This is a genomic window from Flavimarina sp. Hel_I_48 (genome assembly GCF_000733945.1).
Lineage (GTDB): Bacteria > Bacteroidota > Bacteroidia > Flavobacteriales > Flavobacteriaceae > Leeuwenhoekiella.
Window position 1 is genome coordinate 2,384,707 of sequence record NZ_JPOL01000002.1, and the last position, 15,127, is coordinate 2,399,833.

Sequence of the window (15,127 nt, forward strand, 5' to 3'; positions counted from 1 at the left end):
TATCCAGTTGCAGTGCATAGAATCAATAGAATTAAATTGAACAAAAAAGTTCAAAAAAGACAATTTAAAGCGCTTTTTCAGACCTAAACCCCCTACTTTTAGGGACAATTTGGTTAAAAATATCAAGCGAAATTAAAGGTCTGAAGTTTGCAACAACCGCGCCTGCTGAATCAATTCTGCCAAACTACCTGCATCCAGTTTACGTAACAAACGTGTTTTATAGGTGCTTACCGTTTTCTCGTTAATATCAAGTGACTGTGCGATATCTTTGTTCCGTTTGCCGGAAGAAAGCATATTGAGCACTTCGGTTTCACGACTGCTCAATCGTTTGTAACGATAAGCAATATTGTTTGAACTGTTCTCATTTTTGGCGAGCATGCTTGAAAGCTCTGTATTGAGATAAATACCACCCTTATTGACCTGCATGATGGCCGTTCGTACGGTTTTTATGGGCGCAAGTTTCCCCACATAGCCCATGGCGCCCGCTTTGATAGCGCTCAGTGCATACATTTCTTCAGGATGCTGGCTAAAGATAAGTATCTTGATACCGGCGAATTTTCTCCGTAAGGCCTTTATACTTGAAAGACCCTGTAAATTAGGGAGGTCAAGCTCAAGAATCAGTAGATCAGGAACTGTCTTCTCCAGTGATGCGTTGAGGTCTTTGCCATCTACTACAACATTTGAAATTATAAAATCATCATCGCTTAGAATGTGCTGTAAGCCTTCTTTGACGATGGGGTGATGGTCTGCTATTGTAAGTTGGTACATTGGAAATTTGAACTTCGGTAGAGTAAATATATCTGCTTTCTACCAAAGCACATAAAAATTCATAATATGTTCGGCATACTTACAATTTTATGCGTTTAAACGTAATTTATTTAAGATTTTTGGGAATTTCGCATACTGGAATGGGAAGCATTTTATGTTTATTGGCCCTATTAAACCCTGAATAAATTTCGAAAATGGTTCGTTGTCTGTCTTTAAAGTCCCCTGCGTTCATGCCTTTTTCCTGCATTTTCATGGCCCATTCCAGTTCGTCATAACTTGCACCTATCTGGTCTTCGTCACTGCGATCATCTTTCCACAGGCCATCAGAAGGTTTTGCAACTTGTATTGTTTCGGGTACGCCCAGTGCTGCGGCAAGTGCATACACTTCAGACTTCATAAGGTCTGCAATAGGGCTAAGGTCTACGCCGCCATCGCCATATTTAGTATAAAAACCCACTCCAAAATCTTCCACTTTATTACCGGTGCCGGCAACAAGGTAACTGTGAAGGCCGGCGAAATAATACAGGGTGCTCATGCGCAGGCGGGCACGGGTATTGGCCAGGCTAAGATTAAGGGTTTCATTTTCCTGAGTGACGGGAAGCGCCATTTTAAACGTCTCAAAAGATTCCGTAAGGTCCACCCGTACGTTGCTTACATTCGCAAAGCGCTTTTTAAGCTGCTCAATATGCTCCTGGCCGCGGCTTACATGCGATGGTGGTTGATGAATAGGCATCTCCACGCACAAGGTGCGCAGACCGGTCTTTGCACAAAGGCTAGACGTAACCGCGCTGTCTATGCCGCCGCTTATCCCCACAACAAAACCGCTTACATTAGCGTTTGTGGCATAATCCTTTAACCAGTCTACAATATGATCGATCACTTTTTCAGTTTGCATAGAATCCTTGTTTTTAAATAGTATGACTACCTTTGCGGCGCAATTAAGAGATGTGAATTTACAAAAAACTAAAATGTATAGGGAGCAGGGAATGCCTAAATGCGCCTTTATTATGCTTTTTGCTGTTCTGCTGGCAGTTTTTTTTCAAAGCTGTAAAAAAGATGCGCAAATTCCAGAAGCTATCGCATCTATACCCATGCATCTTCAGGTAAAACGTTTTGATCAGCGTTTTGCGCAGGCAACGGCAGATAGTATACCCCGGTTGATAAAACAGTTTCCTTACCTTTTCCCTGAACAATATGACGCTGCGTTCTGGCAGGCCAAAATTGAGGATACCATTCAAGTCGCGCTCAACCGTGAAGTAGCGAAAAGCTTTCCAGATTTTGAGGCTCAACGTGCAGATCTGGAGACGCTCTTTAAACATATTGAATATTATTACCCTAAAACCCCTTTGCCCACCGTGGTCACGGTAACTTCAGAAGTGGATTATCGCAATCCCGTGATTTTAGCGGACACCTTGCTTATTGTTGCGCTAGACAATTATCTGGGAAGCGAGCATGAATTTTATGGCGGGATTCAAAAGTACCTCACGCAGAACTTTAGAAAAGAGCAAATAGATGTTGCTGTAGCTTCCGCTTTTGCGGAAAAAATACTGGGAAGCAGACCACGGGGAAGACGTTTTCTTGATGAAATGATCTTTCAGGGAAAGCGACTCTATCTTATGCAGCATTTGCTTACACTTAAAGATAAGGCAGCTGTCATGGGTTATACGGAAGAACAATGGCAATGGGCACAGGAAAATGAGGTGAATATCTGGACCTATTTTGTGGAAAACGAACTTTTGTTCAATACAGATGGCGAACTTCTAAACCGTTTTATAAATCCGGCGCCTTTTTCAAAATTCCAGATGGAATTTGACCGGGAATCGCCGCCGCGCCTGGGCAGGTTTATAGGCTGGCAAATGGTGAATGCCTATGCCGAAAAAAAAGACATAGCGCTGCAGGAATTGATGCAGCTATCAACTGATGAGATTTTTAATAACGCAACATACAAACCACGTAAATAATGGCTAAAATCATAAAAACGCAGATCAATATAAATGTAGACCTTGATGAAAACAGGGTGCCAGAAACTATTTCCTGGACCGCAGAAGATGGCGGCGTAAAAATGGAACCTGCCAAAGCGATGCTGCTTTCCCTCTGGGATCACAAAACGCAGGAGGCTGCGCGAATAGATTTATGGACGAAGGATATGCCGGTAGATGAGATGAAAAAGTTTTTCCACCAGACGCTTGTGGGTATGACCCAGACATTTCACCGCGCGACAAATGATGATAAAATGACTGCGACGATGCAGGATTTTTGCGATTATTTTGCAGAAAAACTGGAACTGAAGAAGAGTTGAAAAAACGTATCGTGTATACTGTTTGTAGCTAAAACAATGTATAATCTACATTTTAAAATAATGAAAACGTCAAACTTTATAGCATGAAACTCATCTTCATTTATAACGCAAACTCTGGTAAGCTGAATCTTTACAAGGATATTGCGCATAAGATTTTTAGTCCGCAGACATATCCCTGCAGTTTGTGCGCAATAACTTTTGGGGTTCTTAAAGAGGAAGAAAACTGGAAGAAATTTAGGGAGCAATCGGCTATTACAATGGAATTTCACCACATTGATGAATTTACCTCAAAATACCGTTCTAAATGGCTGAGAAAGTTCGATTTTCCGGTGATTTTAGCTGAAAATGGGGAGAATTTAGAGATTTTTGCTTCTAAAGAGGAATTGGATGCGCTGAAAGATTCTGGGGAGTTGATAGCATTGATTGAAGAAAGGGCAACTACTGTAGAATGAAATTTGTATGCTGTAGATTGAATAGCGTAAAAATGTTTTGACCTTTAGGGTACAATATACAGGTAACGTTATGGAGTTTTCAAATGTTTTTCTAACTCCAGTTTGTGTTGCATACGCGCTATAGAAAAATCTTTAGATCTATCATCAAGAATTTTAATCAATATAAGATCGATCGAAATTAGTTTATGGAGGTTTGCTGAATGTATAGTAGTGAACTCTGATTTATTAATCAAGATATAAAGGAGATCGATTAATTTTTCAAGATGTGCCGGGTGTATTTCTTTTAATTTCTCGTTTAAGTCCCGTGGAGTTGCATTAATAAGTTCTTCAATAGAAAAATCGAAATTGATATTCAAAATCGTATCGATTTCATTGAAATTATCCTGAGGAATTTTAGAACTGGCCCCGGTGATTTTCTCAATTAAGGTTTGGAGAACTAAAGAAAGCCTCTGAATCTCACGTTGTATATAATCTTTTTCATATTCCAAAGTGTCGCTTTTCTAACTTTCAAACGAAGAAAAATTGTACTGTATGTTATAAAATATTTTGGTTTTATCCAATGCATTTTACATTATTCAAAACCTGTAAGCTGCAACATTGAACCTGCAACGAAAGTTACTCCTTCATTCCTTCATTAATCCCATCAATGTAAGCTAGAATTTCATCCCGGCCTGTAGTATTTGTAGCGCTGCTCACAAAATAATTTGGCATTTCCAGCCAGACGCCTTCTAGTAATGTCGCTTTATAGACTTCAATATTGCGCTTCAAAGCCATAGGTTTCAACTTATCAGCTTTTGTGAAAATAATGGAAAAAGGGATTTGGTGCTCGCCCAGATATTCCATAAACTCGAGGTCTATGGGTTGGGGTTCATGACGGCAGTCAATCAATACAAAAGCAGAAATCAACTGCTCGCGCTGTTCAAAATAATTGGTTATGAATTTCTGAAATTCTTTCTTGGCCTTTTTGGAAACGCGGGCATATCCATAACCAGGTAAATCTACCAGAAACCAGTTTGAATTAATGGTAAAATGATTGATAAGTTGGGTTTTTCCTGGTCTTCCCGATGTTTTTGCAAGGTTTTTTCGCTGGGTGAGCATATTGATCAGGGAAGACTTGCCCACATTGGAGCGGCCTATAAATGCGTATTCCGGTAAGCGCTGCTGCGGGCATTTATCTACCTTAGAGTTGCTTATGAGAAATTCAGCCGATTTAATCTGCATCGATAGGTTTTAAAAGGAATAAAATAGGTTTAGGAGCTAATAATTACGCTCCTTGAGCCAATTATGAAGAATTTCGTTAAACTCGTTTGGTCGTTCCATCATCGCGGCATGACCGCATTTGTCTATCCAATAGAGGTTAGAATCTGGTAAGAGTTTATCAAAATCCTGTGCAACCTCTGGTGGGGTCACATTGTCATTTTTTCCCCAGATTATACAAGTGGGCGTATGCATGCTGGGCAAATCATTTCCCATATTGTGGCGAATCGCGCTTTTTGCAATTGCAAGTGTCTTTACAAGTTTGTTGCGATCATTGACCACGGCATAGACATCGTCCACGATTTCTTTAGTGGCCACTGCAGGGTCATAAAAAACATCTTCTGCTTTTTTCTTGATGTACTCGTAATCCCCGCGCTTGGGATAGCTTTCGCCCATGGCATTTTCATAAAGGCCAGAGCTGCCCGTAATGACCAGCGCCTTCATGTTTTCGGGGTACATTTTTGTGTGGTAAAGACCTATATGACCACCAAGGGAATTTCCCAAAAGAATCACTTTTTCAAGTTTTTTGAACTTAAGAAAGTCGTTGAGGTACTTTGCGAATGTTTTGACACCCGTTTTAAGGAGAGGGGTAGAATAGATGGGCAACATGGGGATCACCACTTTGTAACCCTGCTGGGAAAAATAAGAAGTAACGGAATCAAAGTTGCTCAAACTACCCATTAGCCCGTGTAGAACCACGATAGGTGTGCCTTCACCAACTTCTATGTACGTGTATTTCTTTTCCTTTTTTAAATCGTGAGTCATATGCGGTGAGCGTCAAGCTTAGTCACAAATATAGACATTTACACTAAATCGCACCGCAGTACAAACTACTTAAAAAGAATAGTTTTTTAAAATACTGTAATTGAAATAGTAGGCAATCGCCTGACCCTTAAAAAATAGAATTTTAGGGATGAATAGCGATCTTTTTAAAATAAGATAGCCCGCTCTTCTCCACTTTTTACCACACGTCTGATTACTGTAGATCCAGACTTTGTGAAAAGTAGCGGTATCTATATCCTAGAGGGAGCTGCGACCTTCTTTGACTACGGAATAATGTCAAAAACCTAATTTGTTGATAACTAAAAGATAGTCAACAAGTGACGTCATTTATCAACAAAGTGGGTAAAAGTGGTAAAATGTGGTAATAATTTCTCTATATTTGAATTTGTAACGGTCAAAAGCTAACCCCCTCTTGCTCAATATAACAGGAACATATGAATGCAAAATGGACGCTAAAGGTAGGCTAATGTTGCCTACTGCGCTCAAAAAGCAGCTCGCTCCAGAGCTTCAGGATGGTTTTGTGGTAAAACGAGCGGTTTTTAATTCTTGTTTAGAGTTGTATCCCATGGCACAGTGGGATTTATTGATGCAGCGCATGAATAAACTCAACCGTTTCAATAAAAAAAACAACGACTTCATAAGGAAATTTACCGCCGGGGTAAAAATTGTAGAAATAGATACCGCAGGGCGTTTGCTTGTTCCTAAAGACCTTGTTGAATTTGCCCAACTCGAAAAAGAGATTGTTCTTTCCTCAGCCATAAATATTGTAGAAATATGGGATAAAGAGAGCTATGAGAACATCATTGCTGCCGGTGGGGAAGATTTTGAAAATCAGGCTCAGGAAGTTATGGGCGATATAATGGAAATACCAGATGGATTATCATAACCCTGTACTGCTGCATGAAAGTGTGGACGGCCTGGCGATAAAGCCAGATGGCGTCTATGTGGATGTCACCTTTGGTGGTGGTGGGCACTCGCGTGAAATATTAAAGAGATTGGGCGATAAAGGTAGATTGTATGCCTTTGACCAGGATCGTGATGCGTTGTTGAACAAAATCGATGATGATCGTTTTGTGCTTATAGGAGAGAATTTTAGGCATATGAAGCGTTTTTTGCGTTTTAATGGAGCGGGTAAAGTTGACGGTATTTTGGGGGATTTTGGTGTTTCCTCACATCAGTTTGATGTGGCAGAACGTGGTTTCTCAACGCGTTTTGAGTCTGATCTTGATATGCGTATGGATCAGACCCGCCCGCTATCTGCTTTTGAAGTCGTGAATACGTACGGTGAGAAAGAACTGGGCAGGGTTTTTATAGACTATGGCGAACTGCGGAACGGGCCTAAAATAGCCCGTACGATCATTTCAAAGCGTAAAGAAGAACCTGTAAAAACCTCTGAGCAACTTAAAGAATTGCTTGCGCCGTTTTTGCCCGTTAACCGGGAGCATAAAATACTGGCACAGGTTTATCAGGCGATTCGGATTGAGGTCAACCAGGAACTGGAAGCGCTTAAGGAATTTTTACAACAAACCGAAGGCGTGCTCAAAACAAATGGCCGTCTAAGCTTGATCTCCTATCATTCGCTCGAAGATCGATTGGTGAAACGCTATATCCGTAATGGATTGTTTCAGGGAGAACCGGAAAAAGATATGTTCGGGCACTTTGAGGTTCCTTTTAAAAAAGTTGGGAAGCTCATTGTGCCAGGTAAAAAAGAAATAAAAGAAAACAACAGGGCGCGCAGCGCAAAATTGCGCATCGCAGAAAAGGTTGATAATAAAGACAACAATTAATAATAATAACAGTATAACAGCAATAGCAAGTAGGATTTGAAAAACGGCATTTACCACATATTGAAAGGCAAATTTTTGGTAAGCGATGACGCTATGAAAAACTGGCGCATGATCATATTTCTTTCCGTTCTGGCAATTGTTATGATTGCAAGTTCGCACCGCGCAGATCGCAAAGTGCATCAAATTGCTGAATTGAATACAGATGTTAAAGCCCTGCGAAGCGAGTTTGTAGATACCCGCTTACAGGTACGTCGTCTTATTATGGAAAGTGCCGTAACGCGTAAAGTTGCAGATCAGGGATTGCGTCCACCGCTTGTACCACCTAAAAAGATAAGAGTAAAGAAGAATAAAGCCCAGTAGGGCAGCTATATGGCAATAAGTGAAAAAAACATATTGAACCGTATGTACCTGGTCGCCGGGGTGCTTTTTCTTGTCGCTGTCGCAGTGGCCATAAAGCTCGTCGACATACAGGTAGTAGATGGTGATAAATATCGGGAACTTGCTGAAGAACGTACCGAGCGTATGTTTACCATTCCGGCAAACCGCGGGAATTTGTATGCTGGTGATGGTAGCCTGCTGGCAACTTCAGTGCCTAAATATGATATCCGCTTTGATGCCCTGGCACCTTCCGATACTGATTTTGAGGAAAATATAGCGGCATTGGGTAAAGGACTTTCTGGTGCCCTGGGAAGGGAATCGTCGTACTACGTAAACCTCATGCGCAGGGCGCGGGCAAATAAAAACAGATACCTGCTAATCACACGCAACCTTGGTTATTCGCAGTACATGAAAGTGAAAAACCTACCTCTTTTCAACAAGGGGCCATACAAAGGCGGTATCATTACAGAGCAACATATAGAGCGGGAGCATCCTCTCAATAAAATGGCGGAACGCACCGTGGGTTACGAGCGACGTGATGAGAATGGTTACTATACACGTGTAGGGCTTGAAGGGGCTTTCGGTACGTATCTGCGTGGAAAAGAAGGCAGAAGGCTTAAACAGCGTATCGCCAAAGGCCAGTGGAAGCCTATGGGTCTCAACAATATAGTAGAGCCGGAAGATGGTTATGACGTGATCTCTACAATAGATGTGAATATTCAGGATGTGGCGCACCATGCACTGCTGGGAACGTTAGAGAAATTTGAGGCAGAACACGGTTGTGTTGTGGTAATGGAGACTAAAACCGGTGAGATCAAGGCAATATCTAATTTGGGCCGCACCAGTGATGGCACCTATTATGAAGACCGCAATTATGCCGTTTATGAATCGCACGAGCCAGGTTCTACGTTTAAGCTCATGGCACTCGCAGCGGCTCTTGATGATAAAGTCATTGATAGCAGTACGGTAGTGGATACCGAAAACGGCCGTGTAAAATTTTACAATCGTACCGTTTATGATTCCCACTGGGGCGGCTACGGAAAAATTTCAGCTGCGAAAGCTTTTGAACTTTCTTCAAATACTGCTTTTGCAAAACTCATCAATGAGAGTTATAAGGACAATCCAGAACGGTTTATCAGAAGCCTTCAGGATATGGATATTGATCATAAAATAGGTCTTTCCATAAAAGGGGAGGGCAATCCACATATTCCCATTCCCGGCGATAAAGACTGGTACGGTACCACCCTGCCGTGGATGGCATTTGGATACGGGGTTTCCCTGACGCCATTACAGATCCTTACGTTTTATAACGCTATAGCAAACGATGGGGAGATGGTAAAACCACGCTTTATCCGTGAGATTAAAAAGTGGGATGCTTCCGTAGAAAAATTTGATAAAGAAGTAATAAATCCGCAAATCTGTTCGCAGGAAACTATTGATGAGGTCAAGGTGATGATGAAAAACGTTGTGGAACGCGGTACAGCATCCAATATTTATTCGCCCAACTTCTCAATGGCCGGAAAAACGGGAACCTGCCAAACGGAATACTGGATAGAGGGAGGTAGATATATTGCCTCATTTGCAGGTTATTTCCCCGCTGAAAACCCTGAATATTCCTGTATCGTGGTGGTTCATAAACCCAACAAAAAACTAGGCTATTATGGTAATGTGGTCGCTGCACCGGTTTTTAAACAAATTGCCCAGAAAATCTACAGTGATACACCGCTCGTTGATGAGGTAGAATTGCCCAAAGTAAACACGACCGCCGTAGATCAGGATTATGAAGCATATTACAAAAAAGTGCAAAAGGGGTACGCCACGGTGCCAAATGTAAAAGGAATGAGCGGTATGGATGCAGTTTCCCTTTTAGAAAACATGGGCCTTAAAGTTCATTTTAAAGGAACTGGAAAAGTAGAGCTACAATCCCTAATACCGGGTGAAAAAGTAGCTAAAAACCAACAAATAACACTGCAATTGTCATGAATATACTAAAAGACATATTGTACAAAGTTACCCTTGATTCTGTCGTAGGGAGTACTATCGTGGCGGTCACTTCTATTCATTATGACTCACGACAAGTCGGTTTGAATGACGTTTTCGTAGCCATTAAAGGTACACACAGTGATGGACACGATTATATAAAAAAGGCAGAAGACGCCGGGGCGATTGCTATTGTTTGTGAAACCTTGCCAAAGCGTTTTGTAAATGGGATTACCTATATAAAGACAAACAATACGCACAGTGCGCTGGCGATCATGGCGGCCAATTTTTATGAACATCCTTCAGAAAACCTGAAACTGGTGGGAATTACCGGTACTAATGGTAAAACGACCATCGCTAGCCTTTTGCACCGTCTTTTTGCTGATGCAGGTTATAAAACGGGACTGCTTTCCACCGTGAAAATTGTTGTTGGCGATACAGAACATAAGGCAACGCATACCACGCCAGATCCACTTGTGATCAATAAATACCTAAGCGAAATGAACGCTGCCGGGGTAGAATTCTGCTTTATGGAAGTGAGTTCGCACGGTATCCATCAGAAGCGCACCGAAGGTTTGCATTTTGCCGGCGGAATTTTTACCAATCTTACGCATGATCACCTGGATTACCATGACACCTTCGCAGAATATCGCGATGTTAAAAAAGCATTCTTTGATAATTTGCCCAAAACTGCTTTTGCACTGGTAAACGTAGACGATAAGAATGGTCAGATTATGGTGCAAAATACCAGGGCTAAAAAAGTGACCTACGCATTAAAATCATATGCTGACTATAAAGCACTGATTTTAGAAAATCAATTTTCTGGCTTGCTGCTCAAAATTAATGGCAATGAAGTCTGGTCAAAGTTGATAGGCACTTTCAACGCGTACAATCTTTTGGCCATTTACGCCACGGCAGATTTGCTGGGTCTTGAGGAAATGGAGGCCCTCCAGCTTATTAGCGGACTAAAAAGTGTGAGTGGCCGGTTTCAATATTTTATTTCTGAAAGAAAAATTACCGCGATCGTTGATTATGCCCATACGCCAGATGCGCTGCAAAATGTGTTGGAGACCATAAATGACATTCGTACAAAAAACGAAGAACTTATTACCGTTGTGGGTTGTGGTGGCGACCGCGATAAGACAAAAAGGCCAAAAATGGCAAATATAGCCTCAACGCTAAGCACAAAGGCGATTCTCACCAGTGATAATCCCCGTACCGAAAACCCGGAAACCATTATTGAAGAAATGGAAAATGGTGTGGAACCTTTAAATGTAAAGAAAATTCTAAGTATCACAAACAGGAAGCAGGCCATTAAAACGGCTTGCCAGATGGCGCAGGAAAATGACATTATCCTCATAGCCGGTAAAGGCCACGAGACCTATCAGGAAGTAAATGGCGTGCGCAGTGATTTTGACGATTACAAAATAGTAAAAGAGCTTTTAAGCGAACTTAATAAATAGCAGTTTCCGGCAGTTGGCGGAACAATGATTAACACTTATGTTGTACTACTTGTTTGATTATTTAGAGCAGCAATATAACCTGACGGGAGCCAGTCTTTTTGGTTTTATCTCGTTCCGGGCATCCCTTGCTATTCTACTTTCCCTTGCGATTTCTACCATCTGGGGAAAGAGGATCATACTGTATTTACAGCGCAAACAATTGGGCGAATCCATACGCGATCTAGGCCTTGAAGGTCAGGTAGAAAAAGCGGGAACCCCTACCATGGGCGGTCTGATTATTATTATAGCTACGCTGATCCCCGTAGTGCTTTTTGCCAGGCTTGATAATATTTATGTGCTCCTGCTTATAGTCACTACTTTGTGGATGGGAGCTATAGGATTTCTGGATGATTATTTAAAAATCAAGCAAAAAAACAAAGAAGGCCTTGCCGGAAAATTTAAAATCATAGGTCAGGTAGGATTGGGCGTTATTGTGGGCGCAACCATTTTCTTTCATCCGGATATCACGATAAAAGAAGAGATGGCAAATTCAAAAAATAAGCAGGAACTCCTTACCCAGAACAGTGAAGATGAATTTTCTGGAGAAGAAAAATCGCTTACCACCACCATTCCTTTTGTAAAGAACAATGAAGTGGATTATGCCAAGATCGTGAGTTGGCTGGGGGATGAATATGTGAAATATGCATGGCTCATTTTTATACCTATCGTAATTTTTATAGTTACGGCGGTTTCCAATGGAGCAAACCTTACGGATGGTATTGATGGGCTGGCGGCAGGATCTTCGGCAATAATTGTATTGACGCTGGGACTTTTTGCATGGATTTCGGGTAACATTATATTCAGTGATTACCTCAATGTAATGTTTATACCGCGTACCGGTGAAATGGTGATTTTCATTACCGCTTTTGCGGGAGCATTAGTAGGTTTTATATGGTACAATACGTATCCCGCCCAGGTTTTTATGGGCGATACCGGCAGTCTTACCATAGGTGGTGTCATTGCGGTAATCGCGATCGCTATAAGAAAAGAATTGCTTATACCCATTCTCTGTGGAATTTTCTTTATGGAAACGCTTTCGGTGGTTTTGCAGGTTAGCTGGTTTAAGTACACAAAGAAAAAAACGGGAGAAGGCAGGCGTATTTTCCTGATGTCACCTTTACACCATCATTATCAAAAACGAGGATTGCACGAGAGTAAAATCGTTGTGAGGTTTTGGATTATTGGCATTTTACTGGCAATTATCACCATTGTAACCTTAAAAATCAGGTAAAAATGGCAAAAAAATTGATCATACTTGGTGGCGGTGAATCTGGGATTGGTGCCGCTTTATTGGGTAAAAAGGAAGGTTTTGAAGTGTTTGTATCTGATTTTGGTAAAATCAAAACCAAGTACAAAGATGTTCTTATAAATAATGCCATTGAATGGGAAGAAGGTGGTCATAGTGAATCCCGAATCCTAACGGCTGATGCGGTAGTTAAGAGTCCGGGGATTCCTGATAAAGCCCCGCTTATCGTTTCGCTTAAAGCGGAAGGAATCCCAGTGATTTCAGAAATTGAATTTGCTTCAAGATATACGAAAGCGAATTTGATCGCGATCACGGGCAGTAACGGGAAGACCACGACCACCTCAATGGTAGCGCATATTTTAAAGGTAGCGGGCTTAAAAAGTATTGCTGCCGGAAACATAGGAGATAGTTTCGCAAGAGGAGTGGCAGAAAAGGATATTGAAAATTATGTGCTTGAAATCAGCAGTTTTCAGCTGGATGGGATCGTTGATTTTGCCCCGCATATTGCAATAATCACAAACATTACCCCAGACCATCTGGATCGGTATGAGTACAAATTTGAAAACTACATCGCATCAAAATTCAGGATTGCGATGAACCAGACCGAAAGTGATTATCTCATCTATGATGCAGATGATACGGTGATCACAGACTGGCTTGAAAAGCATCCCGTCAAGGCACGGCTGCTTCCATTTTCGGTATTAAAAAAAGTAAAAGAAGGGGCTTATTTGGCCAACGATAAAATAATAATAGAAATAGACAATAACCAACTTACTATGTCAACAGCAAATCTATCCATGAAGGGTGTGCACAATACAAAAAACGCAATGGCAGCAGCAACGGCCTCGCGCCTGCTTAGTATCCGCAAGGCGACCATACGGGAAAGCCTGGAAGGTTTTCAGGGTGTTGAACACCGCCTGGAACAAGTTTTAAAGATCAATAATGTTTCCTATATCAATGATTCTAAGGCGACAAACGTAAACGCAACTTTTTACGCGTTGGATAGCATGACCGCACCTACCGTCTGGATCGTGGGAGGGACAGATAAAGGCAATGATTACAAAGACCTTTTTCCACTGGTAAATGAGAAAGTGAAAGCGATCATCTGCCTGGGTGTAGACAACAGAAAGCTGATGGACACTTTTTCCAATATGGTAGATGTGATCATTGAAACGCAGAGTGTGGTAGAAGCCACTAAAATCGCCTACAAATTGGCCAACAAAGGCGAAAATGTTTTGCTTTCACCAGCATGTGCAAGTTTTGACTTGTTTGAAAATTATGAAGACCGGGGCAGACAGTTCAAAGAAGCGGTAAGAAACCTCTAGTCCCACTAACCCCCAAAGGGGGAAGTTTAAAGTAGGGTTTAAAAAATGACCTGAAAATGTAGAAAATCCAAGTTTTCGGAACAAATAATAATAGCAATAAAAATAGTAATACGGAGTACGTGAGCAAATCGTGGAACATCATAACAAATTTAAAGGGAGACCGTGCGATCTGGGCCATAGTGGCTTTTCTTGCACTGTTTTCTTTTTTGCCTGTTTATAGTGCCAGCAGTAACCTGGCCTATTTATATGGGGATGGGGATACCATTGGTTTTTTGGTGCGGCATTTTATGCATTTGGTACTTGGTTTTGCCATAATTTATGGTGTTCACCGCGTGCCTTATCACTATTTTAAAGGATTGTCCATTATCCTGCTACCGGTAATTCTTATTTTATTGATCGTGACCCTGGCGCAGGGAACGACCATAGATGGGGCGAATGCCAGCCGGTGGATACAGGTACCATTCGTGGGGTTCACCTTCCAGACATCAACGCTTGCGGCAGTAGTGCTTATGGTTTATGTGGCGCGTTACCTGTCTAAAATTCAGGATAGGGAAATAACTTTTAAGGAAAGCCTGTTGCCCTTGTGGTTGCCGGTAGGTGTTATGTTGGCCCTTATATTACCGGCCAACTTTTCCACGACCGCCATCATTGCTGCGATGACCTTTACCTTATTATTTATAGGGGGTTATCCGTTAAAATATTTGGGATCTATGTTGCTCGTTGGTTTCTTTTTACTTGCGTTTTTTGTGGTTGCTGCAAAAGCGTTTCCGAAGGCCTTTCCCAACCGGGTGGATACCTGGATGGCGCGGGTAGACAGCTTTACGGATAATGTAGATACTGAAGCAGATTATCAGATTGAAAAAGCGAAAATCGCGATTGCTACAGGCGGAGTCATGGGGCTGGGACCTGGGAAAAGTGTTCAGAAAAACTTTTTACCACAAAGTACCTCAGATTTTATTTTTGCGATCATTGTTGAAGAATGGGGACTTCTGGGCGGTATGACGTTAATGCTGCTCTATTTATTGCTGTTATTTAGGATTGTCATCGTAGCATTTAAATCCCCCAGCGTTTTTGGGAAACTGGTCGCGCTGGGTGTAGGGTTGCCCATTGTTTTTCAGGCGTTGATCAATATGGCGGTTGCGGTAGAATTATTTCCGGTAACCGGGCAAACCTTACCCATGGTGAGTAGCGGTGGTACCTCCATATGGATGACCTGCCTGGCGATAGGCATTATATTAAGTGTAAGCGCAAAACGGGAAGAAATCAGGGCACAGGAAGAAAAGGCCGAAGAAGAAATGAATCCGCTTGAGGTATTGAGTGAAGCGCTGTAATCCCCCTAACCCCCTAAGG

16 protein-coding genes are annotated in these 15,127 nt (G+C 41.8%); 11 read left to right on the top strand and 5 right to left on the bottom strand.

All coding sequences use genetic code 11. From position 1 onward, the window contains the following. Positions 1-132 precede the first annotated feature (132 nt). Together P162_RS10515 and nadE are read right to left on the bottom strand one after the other, a co-directional pair. Positions 133-768, bottom strand: a complete 636-nt coding sequence (locus tag P162_RS10515; RefSeq protein WP_031427360.1) for a LuxR C-terminal-related transcriptional regulator — start codon at positions 766-768, stop codon at positions 133-135. Positions 769-874: 106 nt separating this feature from the next. Further along, positions 875-1,663: an NAD(+) synthase gene (gene nadE, locus P162_RS10520; RefSeq protein WP_031427361.1), complete on the bottom strand. Its 789-nt coding sequence runs from the start codon at positions 1,661-1,663 to the stop codon at positions 875-877. A 22-nt stretch (positions 1,664-1,685) separates the two neighbouring features. Here nadE and gldB point away from each other — a divergent pair, with 22 nt between their 5' ends. From gldB to P162_RS10535, 3 genes are all read left to right on the top strand, one after another. Continuing rightward, positions 1,686-2,729, top strand: coding sequence for a gliding motility lipoprotein GldB (gene gldB / locus P162_RS10525; RefSeq protein WP_051907859.1), 1,044 nt, complete (start codon positions 1,686-1,688; stop codon positions 2,727-2,729). Next, positions 2,729-3,067, top strand: a complete 339-nt coding sequence (gldC, locus tag P162_RS10530) for a gliding motility protein GldC (protein WP_031427363.1) — start codon at positions 2,729-2,731, stop codon at positions 3,065-3,067. The genes gldB and gldC overlap by 1 nt, the downstream gene beginning before the upstream one ends. Before the next feature lie 83 nt (positions 3,068-3,150). Then, positions 3,151-3,519 carry a hypothetical protein gene (locus tag P162_RS10535; protein ID WP_031427364.1) on the top strand — a complete coding sequence of 123 codons (369 nt, stop codon included), beginning with the start codon at positions 3,151-3,153 and terminating at the stop codon, positions 3,517-3,519. Positions 3,520-3,587: 68 nt separating this feature from the next. On the opposite strand, the gene P162_RS10540 is transcribed toward P162_RS10535, so the two are convergent. The 3 genes from P162_RS10540 to P162_RS10550 form a co-directional block, all read right to left on the bottom strand. Then, complete coding sequence (locus P162_RS10540) at positions 3,588-4,007, bottom strand: hypothetical protein (RefSeq protein WP_031427365.1); 420 nt, start codon at positions 4,005-4,007, stop codon at positions 3,588-3,590. Between the two features lie 127 nt (positions 4,008-4,134). Beyond that, positions 4,135-4,740: a ribosome biogenesis GTP-binding protein YihA/YsxC gene (gene yihA, locus P162_RS10545; RefSeq protein ID WP_031427366.1), complete on the bottom strand. Its 606-nt coding sequence runs from the start codon at positions 4,738-4,740 to the stop codon at positions 4,135-4,137. Positions 4,741-4,776: 36 nt separating this feature from the next. Beyond that, a complete protein-coding gene (locus P162_RS10550; protein ID WP_031427367.1) occupies positions 4,777-5,541 on the bottom strand; it encodes an alpha/beta fold hydrolase in 765 nt (254 codons plus the stop codon). Positions 5,542-5,971: 430 nt separating this feature from the next. Here P162_RS10550 and mraZ point away from each other — a divergent pair, with 430 nt between their 5' ends. The 8 genes from mraZ to P162_RS10590 all read left to right on the top strand — a co-directional run bounded on the left by mraZ (position 5,972) and on the right by P162_RS10590 (position 15,108). After that, positions 5,972-6,445: a division/cell wall cluster transcriptional repressor MraZ gene (gene mraZ, locus P162_RS10555; protein ID WP_081868411.1), complete on the top strand. Its 474-nt coding sequence runs from the start codon at positions 5,972-5,974 to the stop codon at positions 6,443-6,445. Then, positions 6,432-7,346 (top strand): 16S rRNA (cytosine(1402)-N(4))-methyltransferase RsmH, encoded by a 915-nt coding sequence (rsmH, locus tag P162_RS10560; protein ID WP_031427369.1) that lies wholly within the window; start codon positions 6,432-6,434, stop codon positions 7,344-7,346. The genes mraZ and rsmH overlap by 14 nt, the downstream gene beginning before the upstream one ends. A 36-nt stretch (positions 7,347-7,382) precedes the next feature. Continuing rightward, on the top strand, positions 7,383-7,706 hold the full coding sequence (locus P162_RS10565; RefSeq protein ID WP_031427370.1) for an FtsL-like putative cell division protein: 324 nt from the start codon (positions 7,383-7,385) through the stop codon (positions 7,704-7,706). 9 nt (positions 7,707-7,715) lie between these two features. Next, positions 7,716-9,707: a penicillin-binding protein gene (locus P162_RS10570; protein WP_031427371.1), complete on the top strand. Its 1,992-nt coding sequence runs from the start codon at positions 7,716-7,718 to the stop codon at positions 9,705-9,707. Further along, complete coding sequence (locus P162_RS10575; protein ID WP_031427372.1) at positions 9,704-11,167, top strand: UDP-N-acetylmuramoyl-L-alanyl-D-glutamate--2,6-diaminopimelate ligase; 1,464 nt, start codon at positions 9,704-9,706, stop codon at positions 11,165-11,167. Before P162_RS10570 ends, P162_RS10575 begins: the two co-directional genes overlap by 4 nt. A 37-nt stretch (positions 11,168-11,204) precedes the next feature. After that, positions 11,205-12,437: a phospho-N-acetylmuramoyl-pentapeptide-transferase gene (gene mraY, locus P162_RS10580; RefSeq protein ID WP_031427373.1), complete on the top strand. Its 1,233-nt coding sequence runs from the start codon at positions 11,205-11,207 to the stop codon at positions 12,435-12,437. A 2-nt stretch (positions 12,438-12,439) separates the two neighbouring features. Beyond that, a complete protein-coding gene (gene murD / locus P162_RS10585) occupies positions 12,440-13,777 on the top strand; it encodes a UDP-N-acetylmuramoyl-L-alanine--D-glutamate ligase (protein ID WP_031427374.1) in 1,338 nt (445 codons plus the stop codon). 119 nt (positions 13,778-13,896) lie between these two features. After that, positions 13,897-15,108, top strand: a complete 1,212-nt coding sequence (locus tag P162_RS10590) for an FtsW/RodA/SpoVE family cell cycle protein (RefSeq protein ID WP_031427375.1) — start codon at positions 13,897-13,899, stop codon at positions 15,106-15,108. Positions 15,109-15,127: the final 19 nt, after the last annotated feature.

Bases quoted from the DNA above. Each gene is read 5' to 3' on its own strand.
- murD (WP_031427374.1), top strand. From the start codon at position 12,440: ATGGCAAAAAAATTGATCATACTTGGTGGCGGTGAATCTGGGATTGGT.
- rsmH (WP_031427369.1), top strand. From the start codon at position 6,432: ATGGATTATCATAACCCTGTACTGCTGCATGAAAGTGTGGACGGCCTG.
- P162_RS10515 (WP_031427360.1), bottom strand. From the start codon at position 768: ATGTACCAACTTACAATAGCAGACCATCACCCCATCGTCAAAGAAGGC.
- P162_RS10570 (WP_031427371.1), top strand. From the start codon at position 7,716: ATGGCAATAAGTGAAAAAAACATATTGAACCGTATGTACCTGGTCGCC.
- nadE (WP_031427361.1), bottom strand. From the start codon at position 1,663: ATGCAAACTGAAAAAGTGATCGATCATATTGTAGACTGGTTAAAGGAT.
- yihA (WP_031427366.1), bottom strand. From the start codon at position 4,740: ATGCAGATTAAATCGGCTGAATTTCTCATAAGCAACTCTAAGGTAGAT.
- mraY (WP_031427373.1), top strand. From the start codon at position 11,205: ATGTTGTACTACTTGTTTGATTATTTAGAGCAGCAATATAACCTGACG.
- P162_RS10550 (WP_031427367.1), bottom strand. From the start codon at position 5,541: ATGACTCACGATTTAAAAAAGGAAAAGAAATACACGTACATAGAAGTT.
- gldB (WP_051907859.1), top strand. From the start codon at position 1,686: ATGACTACCTTTGCGGCGCAATTAAGAGATGTGAATTTACAAAAAACT.
- P162_RS10535 (WP_031427364.1), top strand. From the start codon at position 3,151: ATGAAACTCATCTTCATTTATAACGCAAACTCTGGTAAGCTGAATCTT.
- gldC (WP_031427363.1), top strand. From the start codon at position 2,729: ATGGCTAAAATCATAAAAACGCAGATCAATATAAATGTAGACCTTGAT.
- P162_RS10575 (WP_031427372.1), top strand. From the start codon at position 9,704: ATGAATATACTAAAAGACATATTGTACAAAGTTACCCTTGATTCTGTC.